At 64.4% G+C, this 16,454-nt stretch carries 16 protein-coding genes, 1 tRNA gene and 4 pseudogenes; 12 read left to right on the top strand and 9 right to left on the bottom strand.

The features are described from left to right. The first annotated feature begins 120 nt into the window (after window positions 1-120). From JVH1_RS38780 to JVH1_RS38770, 3 genes are all read left to right on the top strand, one after another. Window positions 121-963 carry a mycofactocin-coupled SDR family oxidoreductase gene (locus JVH1_RS38780; protein WP_009480227.1) on the top strand — a complete coding sequence of 281 codons (843 nt, stop codon included), beginning with the start codon at window positions 121-123 and terminating at the stop codon, window positions 961-963. A gap of 171 nt (window positions 964-1,134) precedes the next feature. Beyond that, entirely contained in the window at window positions 1,135-2,469 is a 1,335-nt protein-coding gene (locus JVH1_RS38775; protein WP_009480228.1) for an MFS transporter, read from the top strand. Window positions 2,470-3,185: 716 nt separating this feature from the next. Continuing rightward, complete coding sequence (locus JVH1_RS38770) at window positions 3,186-3,515, top strand: PaaI family thioesterase (RefSeq protein ID WP_157174098.1); 330 nt, start codon at window positions 3,186-3,188, stop codon at window positions 3,513-3,515. On the opposite strand, the gene JVH1_RS38765 is transcribed toward JVH1_RS38770, so the two are convergent. Further along, window positions 3,502-3,744 carry a hypothetical protein gene (locus JVH1_RS38765; protein ID WP_009480230.1) on the bottom strand — a complete coding sequence of 81 codons (243 nt, stop codon included), beginning with the start codon at window positions 3,742-3,744 and terminating at the stop codon, window positions 3,502-3,504. The two genes, JVH1_RS38770 and JVH1_RS38765, sit on opposite strands and share 14 nt — an antisense overlap. Window positions 3,745-3,883: 139 nt before the next feature. Then, on the bottom strand, window positions 3,884-4,630 hold the full coding sequence (locus tag JVH1_RS38760; protein ID WP_009480231.1) for a glucose 1-dehydrogenase: 747 nt from the start codon (window positions 4,628-4,630) through the stop codon (window positions 3,884-3,886). Window positions 4,631-4,793: 163 nt separating this feature from the next. Here JVH1_RS38760 and JVH1_RS38755 point away from each other — a divergent pair, with 163 nt between their 5' ends. The 5 genes and pseudogenes from JVH1_RS38755 (at window position 4,794) to JVH1_RS38735 (ending at window position 8,591) form a co-directional block, all read left to right on the top strand. Continuing rightward, window positions 4,794-5,450: a TetR family transcriptional regulator gene (locus tag JVH1_RS38755; protein WP_051033819.1), complete on the top strand. Its 657-nt coding sequence runs from the start codon at window positions 4,794-4,796 to the stop codon at window positions 5,448-5,450. Between the two features lie 381 nt (window positions 5,451-5,831). Beyond that, window positions 5,832-6,730, top strand: a pseudogene (locus JVH1_RS38750) (alpha/beta fold hydrolase). A 767-nt stretch (window positions 6,731-7,497) separates the two neighbouring features. After that, window positions 7,498-7,816 (top strand): annotated as a pseudogene (locus JVH1_RS38745) (hypothetical protein). A 236-nt stretch (window positions 7,817-8,052) separates the two neighbouring features. Further along, a complete protein-coding gene (locus tag JVH1_RS38740; RefSeq protein WP_043782585.1) occupies window positions 8,053-8,421 on the top strand; it encodes a hypothetical protein in 369 nt (122 codons plus the stop codon). A 96-nt stretch (window positions 8,422-8,517) separates the two neighbouring features. Next, a tRNA-Ile gene (locus JVH1_RS38735) sits at window positions 8,518-8,591 on the top strand. A gap of 125 nt (window positions 8,592-8,716) precedes the next feature. Here the strand turns inward: JVH1_RS38735 and JVH1_RS38730 are convergent. From JVH1_RS38730 to JVH1_RS38720, 3 genes are all read right to left on the bottom strand, one after another. Next, window positions 8,717-9,007 (bottom strand): DUF4193 domain-containing protein, encoded by a 291-nt coding sequence (locus JVH1_RS38730; RefSeq protein WP_009480241.1) that lies wholly within the window; start codon window positions 9,005-9,007, stop codon window positions 8,717-8,719. 13 nt (window positions 9,008-9,020) lie between these two features. After that, window positions 9,021-9,359, bottom strand: coding sequence for a WhiB family transcriptional regulator (locus tag JVH1_RS38725; protein WP_009480242.1), 339 nt, complete (start codon window positions 9,357-9,359; stop codon window positions 9,021-9,023). A 590-nt stretch (window positions 9,360-9,949) separates the two neighbouring features. Continuing rightward, window positions 9,950-10,111 (bottom strand): hypothetical protein, encoded by a 162-nt coding sequence (locus tag JVH1_RS38720; RefSeq protein ID WP_009480245.1) that lies wholly within the window; start codon window positions 10,109-10,111, stop codon window positions 9,950-9,952. Window positions 10,112-10,164: 53 nt separating this feature from the next. Between JVH1_RS38720 and JVH1_RS38715 the strand changes: the two are divergent. Next, window positions 10,165-10,504 (top strand): annotated as a pseudogene (locus JVH1_RS38715) (DUF4190 domain-containing protein); the annotation flags it as partial. 340 nt (window positions 10,505-10,844) lie between these two features. On the opposite strand, the gene JVH1_RS38710 reads toward JVH1_RS38715, so the two are convergent. From JVH1_RS38710 to JVH1_RS38700, 3 genes and pseudogenes are all read right to left on the bottom strand, one after another. Continuing rightward, on the bottom strand, window positions 10,845-11,444 hold the full coding sequence (locus JVH1_RS38710; RefSeq protein ID WP_009480248.1) for a hypothetical protein: 600 nt from the start codon (window positions 11,442-11,444) through the stop codon (window positions 10,845-10,847). Between the two features lie 134 nt (window positions 11,445-11,578). After that, a pseudogene (locus tag JVH1_RS38705) lies at window positions 11,579-11,689 on the bottom strand (ribbon-helix-helix protein, CopG family); the annotation flags it as partial. A gap of 33 nt (window positions 11,690-11,722) precedes the next feature. Further along, window positions 11,723-12,217 carry a hypothetical protein gene (locus JVH1_RS38700; RefSeq protein ID WP_051033821.1) on the bottom strand — a complete coding sequence of 165 codons (495 nt, stop codon included), beginning with the start codon at window positions 12,215-12,217 and terminating at the stop codon, window positions 11,723-11,725. Window positions 12,218-13,014: 797 nt separating this feature from the next. On the opposite strand from JVH1_RS38700, the gene JVH1_RS38695 reads away from it, so the two are divergent. The 3 genes from JVH1_RS38695 to JVH1_RS38685 all read left to right on the top strand — a co-directional run bounded on the left by JVH1_RS38695 (window position 13,015) and on the right by JVH1_RS38685 (window position 16,138). Continuing rightward, the gene (locus JVH1_RS38695) at window positions 13,015-14,286 is read left to right on the top strand and encodes a histone-like nucleoid-structuring protein Lsr2 (RefSeq protein WP_009480251.1); all 1,272 of its coding nucleotides are present in this window, start codon (window positions 13,015-13,017) and stop codon (window positions 14,284-14,286) included. Window positions 14,287-14,655: 369 nt separating this feature from the next. Further along, a complete protein-coding gene (locus tag JVH1_RS38690) occupies window positions 14,656-15,393 on the top strand; it encodes a hypothetical protein (RefSeq protein ID WP_009480252.1) in 738 nt (245 codons plus the stop codon). 4 nt (window positions 15,394-15,397) lie between these two features. Beyond that, window positions 15,398-16,138 (top strand): hypothetical protein, encoded by a 741-nt coding sequence (locus tag JVH1_RS38685; protein ID WP_009480253.1) that lies wholly within the window; start codon window positions 15,398-15,400, stop codon window positions 16,136-16,138. Between the two features lie 87 nt (window positions 16,139-16,225). Here JVH1_RS38685 and JVH1_RS38680 read toward each other — a convergent pair whose 3' ends face one another. Next, entirely contained in the window at window positions 16,226-16,435 is a 210-nt protein-coding gene (locus JVH1_RS38680; protein WP_009480254.1) for a DUF4190 domain-containing protein, read from the bottom strand. Window positions 16,436-16,454 lie beyond the last annotated feature (19 nt).

The raw sequence follows: 16,454 nt of genomic DNA, 5'->3' as shown, positions 1-16,454 counted from the left end.
GCGACTCGGCTACCTGCGTATCCGTAGGTGGAGCCTCGTCTCGGGCTGGCAACATACCTGTTGACAGGTGTGAGCCAGGTCGCATATTCTCTGAATAACACACCAGGAGAGGAGTTTTCAGTGTCAAGAGTAGATGGAAAGGTAGCGTTCATTACCGGTGCTGCGCGCAGTCAGGGGCGATCGCACGCGGTGCGCCTCGCGGAGGAGGGCGCCGACATCATCGCGGTCGACATCTGTCAGCAGATCGACACCGTGCCGTATCCGCTCTCGACCGAAGAGGATCTCGCGGAAACGGCGCGGCTCGTCGAGAAGCACGGGCGGCGGATCGTGACGGTACAGGCGGACGTCCGAGATGCCGACGCCATGAAGAAGGCCGTTCAAGCCGGCCTCGATGAATTCGGCCATATCGACATCGTTTCGGCCAACGCCGGCATCTGGAGTTCCAACCGCACCTGGGAGCTCACCCAGGAGCAGTGGGACGACATGATCGGCGTCAATCTGACTGGTGTCTGGCAGGCCATCAAAGCGGTGGTGCCGTCGATGATCGAAGCCGGAAACGGCGGATCGATCATCATCACGAGCTCCAACGGCGGCGTAGCGGGTTTCGAGAACCTCGCACACTACGTCGCAGCCAAGCACGGCGTCGTCGGCCTCACCCGCACGCTGGCCAACGAGCTCGGGCGCCACAACATCAGAGTCAACAACATCCAGCCGACCGCAGTAAATACCAACATGATTCACCACGACGGGGTGTACCAGCTGTTCTTCCCCGGCGATCCCAATCCGACCCGGGAGCAGTTCGCGTCAGCGTTCCAGTCACTGAATTCCATGCCGGTCCCGTGGGTCGAACCCGTCGATGTATCGAACGCGTTGCTCTGGCTCGCCTCCGACGAGGCCCGCTTCGTTACCGGAATATCCCTGCCGGTCGACGCCGGCTTCCTGCAAAAAGTCGGTGCAAGCTAGCACATCACCGGCGCGGGTGACCTGTTCACGCCCCCCGCAGGTCACCCGCTGAGACAGACGCAGAACCTTGATTATGCAGTCCTACCAGGCAACCGGCCTCGAGTACCTTCGGGTCGCGCTCGTCACCACCAGCCGCTTCCAAGACGGCCTCCGAACGACATAAGGATTCCCGTGGACACTACTCCGGAACTCGGCGTTCACCCCCAGGCGGTACATGACGACCCCGTTCGAGGACAAAGCTCCCTACGGCGCGTCATCGGCTCGGCTACCGCCGGCACCTTCATCGAGTACTACGACTTCGCGATCTACGGGTCGATGGCACCGATCATCGCGAAGGCATTCTTTCCCAACGCCGACCCGGTGGTCGCACTACTGAGCACCTTCGCCGTTTTCGCCCTCGCGTTCGTAGCCCGGCCGCTGGGAGGGTTCGTGTGGGGGCCGATCGGCGACCGTATCGGCCGCAAACGCACCCTGTCGGCGATTATCCTGCTCATCTCCATCGCAACCGTACTCATCGGCCTGACACCCGATTACCACGCCATCGGAATTGCAGCACCGATCGCGCTCGTCGTACTTCGTCTCGTCCAAGGCCTCTCGGCCGGAGGGGAGATCGCCGGCGCAGCCATCTTCGTCGCCGAGCACGCCCCAACTCGGCGCCGAGGGTTCCTCGTCAGCTGGCTGCAGGTCGCCACGACCGCCGCATTTCTGTCGGGCATATTCGTCGCAGCGGCCGTCGCCGCCCTCCTTTCTGACGACGCGATGCAATCGTGGGGGTGGCGAATCCCCTTCCTTCTCGCAGGACCGGTCGGACTTATCGGGCTCTACATTCGACTCAAGGTAGACGAGACGCCCAGCTTCCAGTCCGTCAAGCGTGACGCCGCGGTGGCGCGGACTCCCCTCGTCGCAGCATTGCGGGGACGCACCAATCTCGCGGAAATGGGCTATGCCGCGGCCTATTACATGCCGGTACTGGTGAGCTTCTACCTCTTGATGACGTTCATGCCGACGTTCCTGAAGAAGGAAATGAACTTCACCGCAACAACCTCGCTGCTGATCATCGCCATCGCAGGCACCATCCAGATGATCGCAGTCCCCATTTTCGGCAAGATTTCGGACATCATCGGCCGACGAGTCCTCCTCCGTCTGACCACCGCCGGGTTCATCGTGCTCACCGTGCCGGCCTTTCTTCTGCTCAACAGCGGAGATCTCCGTCAGGCCGCGCTGGGGCTGATCCTGCTCGCAATCCCGACATCCGCGGCACAAGCGAACAATCTCACTCCCGCACTCGAACGGTTCCGCACAAATATCCGCTTCACAGGATCCGCTGCTACTCTCGGCGTGCTCGCCGCACTTTTCGGTGGAACCGCACCGTACATCTCGACCTACCTGATCGAGATAACTGGCAGCCCACTCGCTCCCGGAATCTACTTGATCCTCACCGTCCTGCCGTCCTTCGTCATCTCCTTCTTCGTAACCGAAACGGCCAACCGGGCACTGCCGGACTGAGGTCGAGAAGAACTCGCAGTGGCGGATGACACGGCCCCCAGCGCTGACGCCTGAAGCCGGGCCCCAGAGCTGCGATGCTCCGGGGCCCGGCACTGTCGGACCACGGCCCGTAAGCGAGCAACCTGCGACGATCTCGGTCGTGCACGCCGCCGGCACAGCAGTTGTGCCGAGACCACATAGCTGAGAGAGCATCGATGACATGTGAACCACACACCGAAGACCTCCGCAGAAATAGCTACGCACCCGAGGACCCCCACCCCGCGCGGCATCCCGCGGAAGCGCTGACCGGCTGCCGAGTGGTCGAACGCGGTGGTGGGCGCGCTCGGGCAACTATGCCCGTACCGGACTTTCATGCCTCCGAGACAGTGACACTCGGATGGATGGGCACGATCGCGGACGCGGCCGCGGCGCAGGCCTTCGCTTCCCGTGTGGCGAACGGGCACGATATCCGGACTGTGAATCTTCGACTCGACAGACTCGGCGCCCTACCGTCATCGCAGTCGATGACGACTGCTCTCGCGGAAGCGTTGTGCGTCGACGATCTCACCGGGGTGAGTAGGGCGACCCTACTGGACGTTGAGGGACGCGCATTCGCCGAGTGCACCGCCAGATTCGCAGTGGTGCCCTCGCAGGACGCCACGATGCCGCCTCAGCCTCATGACCGACGCGCCACTGTACACCCGACGACGCCCGCCGAGATCGTAGGAGTTCAACGCGTGAAAGTCGATTCGGAACGGGTCGATATCCTCGCACGCCCCCCGATCAGCGTCTGCAACCATTTCGGAATCGTCCATGGAGGATTGCATGCAGGTTTCATGGACTTCGCGATGAGCGAGTTGCTGACGGCCACGTCGCCGAGCCGACACCTCATGCTCGACCTCTCGCTCGTCTACCATCGTCCGGCGACGCTCGAGCGTGATCGAGATCTTCATCTGACGGCCTCAATCGGCCGTCGTGGACGGCGTATCACCACCGTCGACGCATCGATACTGTCGTCGACCGGGCGGGTTTTGACGATCGCTCGTGGAACCTTCACGACGGGATGACGTGGGACCGCGGGTCGGGGTGAATCCGAGACGGGCCAACGCCGCTGGCGGTGAGTGTCGTACGTGCGGCGATTGTCCCACCGCGCTGATCCCGATCAGCCTGGTTGGTGCGCAGCTTTTCCCCCAGCTGTTCACCCGCGACAGCGCTTGTGGCTTCTTCGAGCAGCACGTAACTCCCGAAGCCGATTCCGGTTAGCGTGAGCATTGCTGCATAGAGTTTGTCGAGCATGGGGCCATCGTCTCCTCGATCTCGGGTTGGACTACGTTTATTCGCTCAGCTCCCGAGAACGGGCACATGGCTCCCATCCTTCTCGCGAGCCGCGACGGCGTGTTGTGACGTCGCCGCGATGACGGGACCGAGAGTTGGTTCAGGAGGCGGTCAGGCCGCCATCGATGACGTGCTCCATGCCGGAGATGTATGACGAGTCGTCGCAGGCGAGGAACAGAACCAGTTTGGACACCTCGTCGGGTTCGGCCATGCGGCGGATCGGGACCGAGTCTGCGATGCCGCCGCCTGTTTCGTCGGTGGCTGCCGCCATCATGGGTGTCTTGATGTAGCCCGGGTGGACGGAGTTGACCCGGATATTGTCGGGGCCGAACTGTACGGCTACCTGTTTTGTCATACCTCGGGAGGCGAACTTGCTGCCTACGTAGGCAAGATTTGGCGCACCGACGATGGACACCATCCCTGCCGTCGATGAGATGTTGACGATGGTGCCGCCTCCTGCCTTCTTCATCGAGGGGATGACAGTCTTCATTCCGTAGAACTGCGAATGCTGGTTTACGGCAATCACTTTGAGGTAATCTTCCTCACTGATCTCGACGACATCCTTGATCGGCCCGAGGATTCCCGCGTTGTTGACCAGCACGGTCACGGGCCCGAAGGCTTCCTCGGTCTGGTGGACGACATCGGCCCAGTCGCTGAGTGACGCGACGTCGTGCTCGAGGAACAGTGCGTTGGCGCCGAGCTCGTCGGCAAGCTTCTTGCCTTCAACTTCGCTGACATCGGTCAGCGCGACTTTCGCGCCCTCCTCGATGAACTTTCTCGCGTGCGCGGCGCCCATGCCCTGCGCCGCTCCGGTGATGATGGCAACCTTGCCGTCCAGTTTTCCCATAATCGTCGTACTCCTTGATGCGAAAGCTCTCGTCGCCACTCCGGGCCCGCCAGAGGCGGCTGCCTCGGAGGGCAATCTTGGTGGTTCGTCACATTAATGGAACTGAGTACCACAATGCAATGGTGCGGCGGAACTTCCTGTCCACGGTGGTTACAGTGTGGGGATGCAGACGCCGCCTCGCCGGAGCCCAGGAAGACCGTACGCGGCGAATCGCGATGCGGTCGAGCGCGCCGCTCTCACTCTGATGTTGCGCGAGGGCTATGACCAGGTCAGCGTCGATGACATCGCACGAGAGGCCGGGATTGGGCGGACGACGTTCTTTCGCTACTTCAAGTCGAAGCCGGGCGTCGTGTGGTCTGCGTTCGACGACACGATCTCATGGCTGGCGGAGGATCTCACCGAGAGGCAGGAGTCTCTAGGCATCCTTGATGCCGTTCGCGAAAGCATTGTTTTCTCCACGCGCTCGGCGATCTACAACAGCGAGGTGTGGCTGGAGCGTTTCAGACTGCTCGACAGTTGCGGGGAACTCCGTGCCGACGCATACGATCACTGGGAACGGTGGGCCTCCACGATCGCGACCTTCGTCGCTACCCGCACGGGAATCGCTCCGCACGACGCGATCCCCATGGCAATCGCTGGCGCGGCCCGGGGCATGTTCGTTTCCGAACTCCGACACTGGCTGAACATCGATGACAATCGCGAAGACATCCTCAATCGACTCGACCACAATTTGAAAACAGTTTTCACTGCGTTGAGCGGGCTGTTGGCAGATCCTGACGGTGGGACTGCGCAGCCGCCGCTGGCTGGAAGGTCCTCATAAAGATAGAGCGGAAGACCGCTGAATTGGTCTGGTGGTTCGAGGGCCAACTGCATTTGTCGATCGACTAGCTGTCGCCGATCGGTTACGAAACGATTATGCAACCGCGCCCTCCGACAACAGGTAGCCGCCGAGGTGGGATCCGCCGGAGCAATTCCCTCCGCCAATCCGGCCTGGCAGAGGGAATTCTGCGCGGTACCGACGTCCCCAAGACCGGAATGCTCCGCCTAGCACTCGTTGATCGGTCACAGCGGTTGCGTCCTTCCCCGGCCGGGGCGCGCGGTGAAATCTTTTGTCGCAACGAACGCGAGGTGAATTAGTGTTCACCCCGTGGTGCACCATGGTGGAGAACGCTCGACTCGACGATGTTGGTGAGGAAGCTTGATGAATCCGGTAGTTGAACAGTCCGAATTCCGTGGTGCCGGTGTCACCGTTGCCGTCGACCGGTGGGATCCACCGTCGCAGGGTGCGGGCGGATCGGGCGTCGACAGGAAGGGCTTGGTCCTGTTACTGCACGGCGGCGGGCAGACCCGGCATTCCTGGCGGAACACCGGACAAAGCCTCGCCGCGGACGGGTGGTCCGCGGTCGCGGTGGACGCACGCGGGCATGGCGACAGCCAATGGGCACCGGACGGGGATACGGCATCGATGCGCTTGTCGCCGAACTGAACTCGGTCATCGGCGAACTGGGGGAGAAGCCGGTACTTGTCGGTGCCTCGATGGGCGGGATGACGTCGTTGATCGGGCAGGGGGAGAATCCGGAGCTTGCTCGCGGCCTGGTCTTGGTTGATATCGCGCCGAAGGTGGAAACGGCCGGCACCGCGGAAATCATGGCTTTCATGCGCAGTGGGCTCGATGGTTTCGGCAGTCTCGACGACGCCGCAGCGGCGATCGCGGCGTATACCCCGAACCGTGTCCGCAAGCCCAACCCGCAAGGGTTGCGCAAGAACCTGCGTCTGCGTGATGGTCGCTGGTATTGACATTGGGATCCGGCGTTCCTACGCCAGGGTGACGAACCCACTCGCCAAGCCGACTCGATCGTGCGCTACGAACGCGCCCGGGATGCCGCCGCAGCGATCTCCGTGCCCACGATGCTCGTCCGTGGCAAGCAATCCCATGTGGTCAGTGAAGAAGGCGCCAAGGAACTGCTCGAGCTGATCCCGACCGCCAAGCTGATCGACGTCGCGGGGGCAGGTCATATGGTTGCCGGCGACGACAACGATGTCTTCAGTGGGGGATTGAAGGAATTCCTGGACGAGGACGTTGCCGCATTGCGTCAATGATGATGCGGGTTGAGGCACTCGAATGAACCTGCCAGAGGATGATCCCGATCAAACTGGACGTCGACCTGTAAACGCAGCAGCCATGGTGGGATCTATAGGTGCGCCAGCATGGGGAACAGGCGATCGCGGAGACGGTGATCCCTGTGGCGCCGGCAACGACGCCCAGTAGGGCCCGCAACGATGCCGCCTCGTCATCGACCACCGCAGACCGCGAGGTGGCGACCGCGCCGCAGACCACCGCGGCCACTCCCAAGAGGAAACCGAGTCCGACCACCCAGAACGACGCAACCGACAGGGCTCCAGAGCGATCGACACTGCGGGCAACCGCGAGCCATGTTGCTTTCGTTTCTCGTTGTCGTCGACGGAGGATCTGGGGTATCACGTGCGGCACAGCGCGGTGGCGATCTTGCAGGGGTGGTTGGACGACCACGCCGCGACCTTCCTGCGCCACCATGTCCAGCGCGGCGTCGAGCGACGACCAGGCGGGAGACGGCGACGGTTGGTGCAGGTAGCGGACACCGAGTTGGTATCCGACGAGGTCGCCGCGTTCGCGCAACCGGCTGGCGGGGCCCTAGCCAGTTGCTGTCGTGCGAACGCAGCGAGTCGGTTATGTGCTGGTGCATTTGGGTGGCCACCGACCGCACGATGACAGCCGACTGCTTAGGCGGCGGTTCGATCGCGGATGGTGTTCGTGCAGGTCGGGTCGCGTACCGGGTGGTGCTTATGCTCGATCTCGGGAGTTTAGCCGAGCGAAGAGGTGCATCAGCATGGCCCGAAACAGTGGCAGCCGGCCGGTCGGTGGCGCGGAGTTGACGGTCGGTGTCCGGGTGCTGGTCCGCAGGAGCGCCGGGGCCGATCTCACCGGTGAGGTGGTCGAGGATTATGCGGCAGTGACCGATCCTGGCGGTGGTGGGCACGAGTGGGCGCCGGTGCGACGGTGGGCGATCGCGCTCGACGACGGGCGGCTGGTCTTCGCCGACACCGAGGACCTGACCATCGATCCGGGTTCCTACCGTTCCGCCCCGAACCTGAGCTCGGACTCGGATTCGGCCCGTGTGGACGCCCGGCCGTCACCGGGGAGAATGATCGGCGGCAGCCGCTTCGTGGCCGGTTCTGGGCGGCGCCGGGCATCGTGCACACGAATGTCGCTAGCAGTCAGTCGATTACATGACTGAGGTCGATGAGGTCATCGAGGGGCAGGGGCTACGTCGATCTCATCGCATGATCTGTTGGGGTATGCCTGAGTCGTCGCATGCCGCACCGAATGTGTTTCGTGCTGTGGTGTTGTTCGGAACTAACGTTTCAGGGTTACCGTGTCCGGTATGAGAGGCGATGAGGCGCGGGTAGCCCGGGACTTCGCGGGGTGGTTGTCATCTCAGGGGTGGACGGTCCGCACCGAGGTGGAGTTCGTCGACATCGTTGCCGAGAAGGACGGCCACCAGCTCCACGTCGAGGTCAAGGGTGCGAGCTCCGCGCCGGGGTTGGATGTCGATACCGCCATCGGGCAGCTGGTGCGGCGGATGCCGAGCGAGGCGGATCAGTCGGTGTCGTTTGCGCTGGTCGTGCCTGACGAGCCGCGATCGGTGGGCGCGGCGGTGCGAGCACCGCAGCGGATTCTGGATCTGTTGGGGATGGCGTTGTATGCGGTCGATGAGGACGGTGGCGTGCGGCAGCTCTTCGGCCGCGCATGAAGCGCGCATGAAGACCGTCCTCGGTACGGCCGGGGCCACGGCCAGAAGGTGGCCGGTAGCATCACCACGCCCCACGATGGGGGATAGTGCGGTGATGGGGCGGTAGCTCAGTCGGTGAGAGCCGTGGACTCATAATCGGTTGGTCGCGGGTTCGAGCCCTGCCCGCCCCACCGCGTGTCGCCTGCGGGCCCGCAGGAGGCCCTTTGAAGGCGAATCAGACCGGGCGTCGGTATCGAGGGTGTGCGATGGCCGACCAATCCGAGGGCGGCCGAGCTTCTCGGTTGGTCCGAGGTGTTCAGGCGCAGTCGCGGCAGAGTTGTTGCGCCGTGTCGGCGAGGCGGCTGCGGTGGTGGACCAGGAAGCAACTGGTGCAGGTGAATTCGTCCGCCTGCTTGGGGATGACGCGGACAGAGAGTTCTTCACCGGACAGGTCCGCGCCGGGCAGTTCGAAGGACTCGGCGGTGTCGGTGTCTTCGACGTCGACGACAGGCGACTGGGTGTCTTTCCGGCTGGCGGTCAGCTGTTCGAGGGAGGTGTCCGGCTCGTCGGATTCGGCGACTCGCGGGGCGTCGTAGTCGGTGGCCATGGCTGTTCTACCTTCACGCTCTGGGGGTTCGGATCCGCCAGGTTAGAGGGTCCGTCGACACGACATGCTCGCGGGGTCGGGCCGGGAGGCGGGTGCGCCGGGCGTGGCGGGCGCGCTCGGTTTCGGACATGCCGCCCCAGATGCCGTAGGCCTCGGTGGCGGTGAGTGCATGAGCGCGGCAGTTGTCGAGCACGGGACAGTCTTGGCAGAGCTGTTTGGCGGCGCGCTCCCGCCGGGCGCGGACGTTGCCGCGTTCACCGTCGGGGGAGAAGAACATGTCGGTGTCGGTGCCGCGGCAGGAGGCGCGGTGTTGCCAGTCCCGGGCGGGGGAGTGGTGGAATTGATCAGGCACAGCGGGCTGGGTCGCTTTCGCATTGGAGCGGTAGGCGGCTCTTCGGTCAGGGCGGAGCGCGTGGGTGTGGCTGGCAGACCTGGGCTCGTTGCGGCGGTCTGCCGGGCGGATCGGTGCGGGTTTGGCGTGGCCTCGCGGGAACAATCACGTTCTTTTTCATCCGAAGGTGTTGTGCGACATGACTACTCGACACATCGCGGTGTCACCGCTGAGCCCGGAGTCGGCAGTCGGAGCGGCAGCGACCAACCTGGATCCGGGACTGTGATCGGTGCGGCACCACGTCCGCAGGGCGTGTCGGTGCATTTGATGCCTGGGCTTGACATCGGTGAAACCGGGACGAACCCGGATGATCCACACTCTGTCACCTCTCATGAGGTGGTAAAGGGTGTGCAATTGATGGTAGCGACACGGCGAATGATACCGAAGGGTATCGCTCGAAAGTAACTGGCATCACATCCACCGTCACGTTCGCCAGCGTCGCCGACCACCGTGAGGGCCGGTGCCGGACCGTGCACGGCGGCCACGGATAGCGCCCCACGACCGGCAAGGGGAGCAGGTGCGCGGAAACAATCATCGCCCGAACGCGTACCTTATCCGGCCGACGCCCCCTCCGTGCGCCCGTGGGGTGCACCGCACGCGCCCGGGTCCCGGGGTGCGGTCGCGGCGGCGAGCGGCGGATCGGCCGAACCGGCCGTAACGGGGTCGAGTTCGATCAGCACGGTGTCCGTCAGCGGGTCGGTCGGCGCTGTCACGGATGCATTACCTCTCGCGCCCGCTGAGTCCCGTATTGCCCTGTTCGGCGGTCTCGAGGCCCCGCGCGTCCGCGGCGTTCGCGCTGGCCGTCGGGATTGCCGCGTTTGTGTGTGTGTGTGTGTGTGTGCTGATCGTGATCCTGTCCCCGGTCGGTTTGGTGCTGGGCATCATCGGGTTGATCCTCTGCGGCCGGCCCGGAGGGTGGGGATCACCGGGAAGGGTGTGGCGATCGCCGGTCTGGTGCTGAGCGGGTTGGCGATCGTCGTCTCGATCGCCTTTGCCGCCGGCGTCGTCACGGTCATGAACAACGACTCGGCGGTGGAGCGGATCGAGCAGGAAGTGAACAAGGTGCGCGACCAACTCCCACCAGTGTCGAGGTCCCGCAACCCTGACACCCGGCACGGATGCCGTTCGGCGCCCGTCGACCGGAGGGAGCGGGGCAGTCGATCAGGGACCAGCTGCGTGGGTTTCTCGTCAAGTTGCGAAGCGCCGCGCCGCAGGTCTGTCGTGGGGCGGGCACGGTGCGGTCGCAGCGTGGAGGGTGTCTTTCTGCATCCCATCAGGTGTGTCGGGCTCTACGCCGGGGGTGTGAATGCGCTGTGATCGGGCGTTCTCGTGATCGACGATTGCGTTCTTCTATTGCAGATCGGAGCATGTGCATCGCGGTGTGGTGCAAGGGGTCCGGCACCCCGAGGTGATTTGGTTGGCGGGCGGGGGTACGCGACCCGGCGCTTAGTGGGGTTCTCTCGGTGGTATGTCGAATTGTTTCCACTCCTGTGCCCAGCGCCGCAACCGGTTTCGGGTGAATTGTCGGTGTGCGATGGCCGTGGAGAGTAGGACGGCGCCGGCGGCGAGTGCCCACAGCCCGCAGGCGGCGGTCACGGCCAGGGCGGTGTTTTCCCGGGTGTCGGGGATGGGGCCGGTGAGGTTGCCGTCGGCGTCCACGTCGATGGTGATGGTCTGGCCGGCCTTCGCGGGGGCGTCGGTGGGCACGGCGGCGACGTGATCCCCGTGGGGTGTGGTCCAGCGGGCCCGGGCGGTGTTCTGGCTGCCGGCGGGGCGGATCGTGTACTCGGGGGAGTCGGGGGCGAGGTAGGTGTCCTCGAGCAACACTGCCGGTACGGGGTGGACGCCGGCCCGCAGCGCCTGGGCTTGTTGCTCCAGCCGGGTATGCGTCGCGGTTCCGAACGCGGCCGCGACGGGGATCAACAGCAGGACCACGGCCGCGGCGAGCATCACCAGGGTGGCCTCAATGCGGTCGCTGGCCCGCATCAGGTTGTTGCGGCTCCACGGGCGCAGTCGCCACCACCGGACCGGAGTGGCCATCGGCATTGGTGCCGGTTCCTCCCGACGCATGCTCACCTCCCGCAGGATCTCCGCTTCCCCTCCTTTCGATTGTGCAACGGAATCGGGAGGCGGGTGTTTCCGCGCGTTGACCGGCGGGTCGGAAGACTCGCGGGTGACTGTCAGGCGGAGTGCTCCTGGATGTATTCCTCGACTGCCTCGCGCATGAGTTCGCTGGGCTTGCGGTGCTGGCGCTGCGCGAGTTCGTCGAGTTTGTTGCTCAGCGGCAGTGGAAGTCGAACTTGCCGCGCGTGCCGGGCGAAGCCTCAGCCGCAGACGTGTGGTGCGGCGAGAAACAATCCACCACAGACGAAGGCGCGCGATAGCCTCCACTCGTTGTTAAAACGCACGAAGGGAATTGGTCCCACCGGGTAAGGTTCCATGCCTTCGATGTGGCCCTGCCCAATTGCGTTGACCATCTCTGGGCCGACGAGTTCCACGGCGGTGAACTGGAGGTATTGGGGTGAGGGTTGGGCACCCCAGGCCCGCGCGATCGGCAGGGTCTGGTCGCTGGGACCCTCCAGAAGTCGCGCCCGGTCCTCCTCGCGTATGGAGTAGTTGGTGGTGGCGTTGTACAGGGCGGTCAGTTGCTCGGCGGTGGGCACAAGATCGGTGATCGGCGCCGGCGACGGTGCGAACTGTGTGGATTGGACGAAGACGGCCGGTTCGCGCGATTCTGTGTCCTCGGGCGAGCAGGCGCAGCTCGCGGTTGCGATCGCGACAAGAGCGCTGGCACCTATCGCAGCTTTCCTCACCCTCATGATCTGGGTATCGCCCCAAGCCGACGCAACGTGACAAGCCGGTGCCACACCAACTCGCTGGTTGCCTCTCCATCATCGATCGGATGCCGGTCATCGATCGGCGTCCGGTTCACCGACGCACCCCCGGACATGTCGCGGGCATGAAGGCGGTGAGCTCGAAAAAGGCTATGCCCTGGAGGGCACCGAAGACCCCTGTGGTTGCTCGCTGCCAAGGCGCACACCTATTACGGCGACCTGAAACAGGCCAGCTGAGTCAGACTGCTGCGGTGTCTATTTGCGACCTCGAGCGGGTCCCGTCCTCTGGTGAACGTCCCGCGGGTCATCTGACGCGGACCCGCTCGGCTTGCTTGTCCGGGAGGCGAGCTGCGATTCGCTGATTGGTCACTGATCTTGATTATTCTGTGCTCGCAATGGGGTGGTGCTGTCTGGATCGGGGTTCACTCGAGGAAACCCGCAGATGCGCATTCCTACGTGATAGACATACGATCGAGAATCGCTGATCCAGATCGGAGCGACTCGGCCTGATGGATACCGCCTGCCCTGTAGCGAAGATCCCAACGTTGCTCTATCGTGCTGCGGCACCAAAGTTATTGACTGCCAAACTGAGTCGCACTCTATCTGCCTGAAGTCTAGGTGCGTCGCGAGTGGGGACTCCAGGAAGATCGTGTCGGCATGCCCAGATCGGCAATGGGTTGGGAACAATGAAATCTCAGCTCGGAAGAATTTCCTGATTACCGTGAGTACCCGCCTGCCGTTACTGTGTGCGTTCGACATTAACCCAGCGAAGAAGGAGACACATGGCGATATCACCGAGGAGTTCTGACGGTTCGACGAAGAAGACAACCAAAGAAATTCGCGAGTGGGCGATCGGGCAGGGCCGCGAGGTGTCCTTGCGCGGCCGGATCTCGGCCGAGATCGAGCAGGCCTTCTATGACGCTCAGCCGAAGAAGGTTCAGGAAAAAGCGACGCCGGTAAGGAAGACGGCCGCTACAAAGACGGCTGTGAAGAAGCCGGTCGCGGCGACGACTTCGGGAAAGCGGGCGAAGGCTCCGGGGAAGGCGGCGACGGCGAGCACGCCTCCGGCGACGAAGACAGCCGCTAAGAAGACAGCTGAGAAGAAAAAGGCTACGACGAAAACGGCCACGGAGAAGACGGCTGTGAAGATGCCGGTCGCGGCGAAGGTGCCGGCGGCGGGGGAGGTGGCGAGTAAGGCTCCTGCGAAGAAGTCGTCGAGGGAGATTCGTGAGTGGGCGCTCGGGGTGGGTCATGAGGTGTCTTCGCGTGGCCGAATTCCGGTCGAGATTCAGCAGGCCTTCCATGACGCTCGGGCGAAGCAGGTTCAGTCAAAGGCGGCGCCGGTAAAGAAGGCAGCCGCGAGGAAGGCAGCTGTCAGGAAGACGGCCGCGGCGACGGCTCAGGCGAAGAATACTCAGGCTGTATCGGCTCCGGCGACGAAAACGGCCGCGAAGAAGGCAGCCGTAAAGAAGGCGGTCGTGGCGAAGGTGCCGGCGGCGGGGGAGGTGGTGAGTAAGGCTCCGGCGGGTAAGTCGTCGTCGAGGGAGATTCGTGAGTGGGCGATTGGGGTGGGTCATGAGGTGTCTTCGCGTGGCCGGATTCCGGTCGAGATTCAGCAGGCCTTCCATGACGCTCGGGCGGAGCAGGTTCAGGCAACGGCGGCGACGGTAAAGAAGACCGCCGGGAAGAAGACCGCCTCGACCGTTCCGGTGAAGCCGGCGAGGTCGAGCACCGCTCCCGCGACGAAGACGGCCGCGAAGAAGAAGACGGCCGCGAAGAAGAAGACGGCCGCGAAGGAGAAGACGGCCGCGAAGAAGACAGCCGCGACCAAGACAGGGGAGAAGAAAAGAGTTGGGGAGAAGTCGGCCGCGATCGTCTCGGCGAAGGTGCCAGTGACGACGGAAGGGGTGAGTAAGGCTCCGACGAAGAGGACGACCAGGGAGATTCGTGAGTGGGCGCTCGGGGCGGGTCATGAGGTGTCCTCGCGTGGCCGAATTCCGTCCGAGATCCAGCGAGCTTTCCGTGACGCTCAGGTGGAGATCCCGGTCGCGTGAGTTCCAACATCGTCCCGGTGCACATCGTGGACATCCTGTCGCGAAGGCCATGATCCGGTGGGGATCATGGCCTTCGGCGCCATGCGGTGGGCGATGGTCCGTGTCAGCGGTGCCGGGGTACGGGGCGGGGTAGTCGCGCACGAGGATGGCGCCGGGTCTTCGCGGGCACGGACGAGGTGACCGTCGGTCCCCGCCCCGCCCCTCCGTGCCTGTCCGCTTCGGGGCGGGACCCGCCGGCGAGAACTGTGAGGGGAATCGGCGGCCAGCTCACTGACCCCCGTTTGGACAGCTGGTCTCGGGCATCGACGGGTTGACCGCTCGAAGGTACGATAGGTACGTAGTTGTGACGATCGTACCTGGGAGGGTTGGATGAGTGCCGAAGCGTTCTCCTCGGGACCGGATCCTGCCATCGATCCGGTGGTGGTGGCGCGGATGTCCGAGTCGATCCGCGTCGAGGGGCTCGAGCGGGCGTTGGGTGCGTATTTCGCGGAGTTCCGCCTCGCCCTGGTCCAGGCAAGCGAGAAGGCGCCGGAGCCCGGGCCCCGCGCAGGTCGGCGCGGTCACCGCCTGACAGCACTGGGGGCAGAGGAGGCGGGCGGGGACGTGGTCACGGCGCTCACCAAGTTTTCCGCGGCCGCGCTGTCACAGACGGAGCGGTTGCAGCTCGCGCAGTCGCTGATCGCGTCCGTCACCGACACCCATGACACTGGGCCGCGGGCCTCGGCCCGCCGGTCGGTCCTCGACGCCCTCGAGGTGATCGACTCCAAGGAGGTCGCCGCGATCCTGGCGCCGACCAGTGAGCCGATCCGCAGCGTCGCACAGAAACGGCGGAAGGCGGGGGAGTTGATCGGTTTGCCGATCGGCACCCGCCCGGACTACCGGTACCCGCTGTTCCAGTTCGACCGGAACCGGCACAAGATCCACGACCTGGTGAAGTACGCGAACCGGCAGCTCGCCGTGGCGGACGACCCGTACGGTGCGGCGTCGTGGTGGCTGACCGCCACCGAGATCCTCGACGGCCGCAGCCCCGTCGAGGACCTCGAGGCCGGCGAGCTGACCGAGATCGCGATCGACAACGTCCTCGACGTGGCACGCCGGGGCATGTGAGCGGGTGCGAACGTATAACGGCGCACCCGCGCACACCGACACCATTGCGGCCGGCACCGAGTTGTGGCGGATCCACCGCACCGACAGCCCCTTCCCGCCGAACAGCTTCAACTCCGCCGCCATCGCCCCGCTCGAGGACGGCTTGACGATCAACACCCGCACCACGCGGGTGCCGCGGCAGGGCCGGTTCGACCCGGTCCACGACAACCGACTCTGCCCCAGCGGCTCACATCTCGGCGGCTACCTGTACGTCGGGTTGTCGGTCGGCGCTGTGGTGGCCGAGGGGATCCTGCGCGGCACCGACATCCCCAAGTCCGGAATGCTCTCCGACACAGCGCTCGCCGAAGCGTCGCTTACCCGGATGATTGCGGGTGAGGACATCACGGTCGCGGTCCTCGACACCCAGGCCGGGTTGGCGGCGATCAACCAGGACGGCTCGCTGGCCGGGTGCACGTGGTGGGACTACCGCGACTCCCGCATCACCTGCACGAACATCCTGATCGGCACCCCGACCGCATCTGGGGTGCGGTATCGGTGCCGCCACGGACAGGACGAACGCGCCGTCATGCTGGTCGAACGGGGCACACCACCGAACATCAGCATCGACGCCACAGGTGATCTCGCCGACCGGGGATGGGCACGGACCGGGTCATCGACTCCCTCCTCGACGACTTCGGGCTCGTCGTGGATGTCCCGTAACCGGCGTCCGCAGACCAGTGTTTCGAATGAGAGGATGCGGGCATAGTTGTGGGGCGGCGACGTCGTCGAACCACGCGGTGCTTCGTTCAGCGCATGGTAACGAGAACTATGACGGCGGTCAGCACGACGGCGATCAGTTCGATGGCCCCAGGGCCAGAGCGGCAACGGCGAGGCCGGAGCCGGTTTCGTGTTCGCGTCCGCCGGTCTCTACGTAACCGATTGCGCCGAATACCAATGCGGGGATGAATAATCCCGTCAGGGCGCAGAACAATCCCACGATCGCGCATACGTTGGTGCGCTCGGGCACCTCGATACCGAGGTCGGTCTCGTCGGATGCCACCACGGGCAATTCCTCTCGTTCA

Origin of the sequence: Rhodococcus sp. JVH1 (assembly GCF_000280725.2) — a bacterium.
GTDB classification, from domain to species: domain Bacteria; phylum Actinomycetota; class Actinomycetes; order Mycobacteriales; family Mycobacteriaceae; genus Rhodococcus_F; species Rhodococcus_F jostii_A.
Note: the sequence above shows the minus strand (reverse complement) of the source record. Positions and strands in the feature narration are given on the sequence as shown.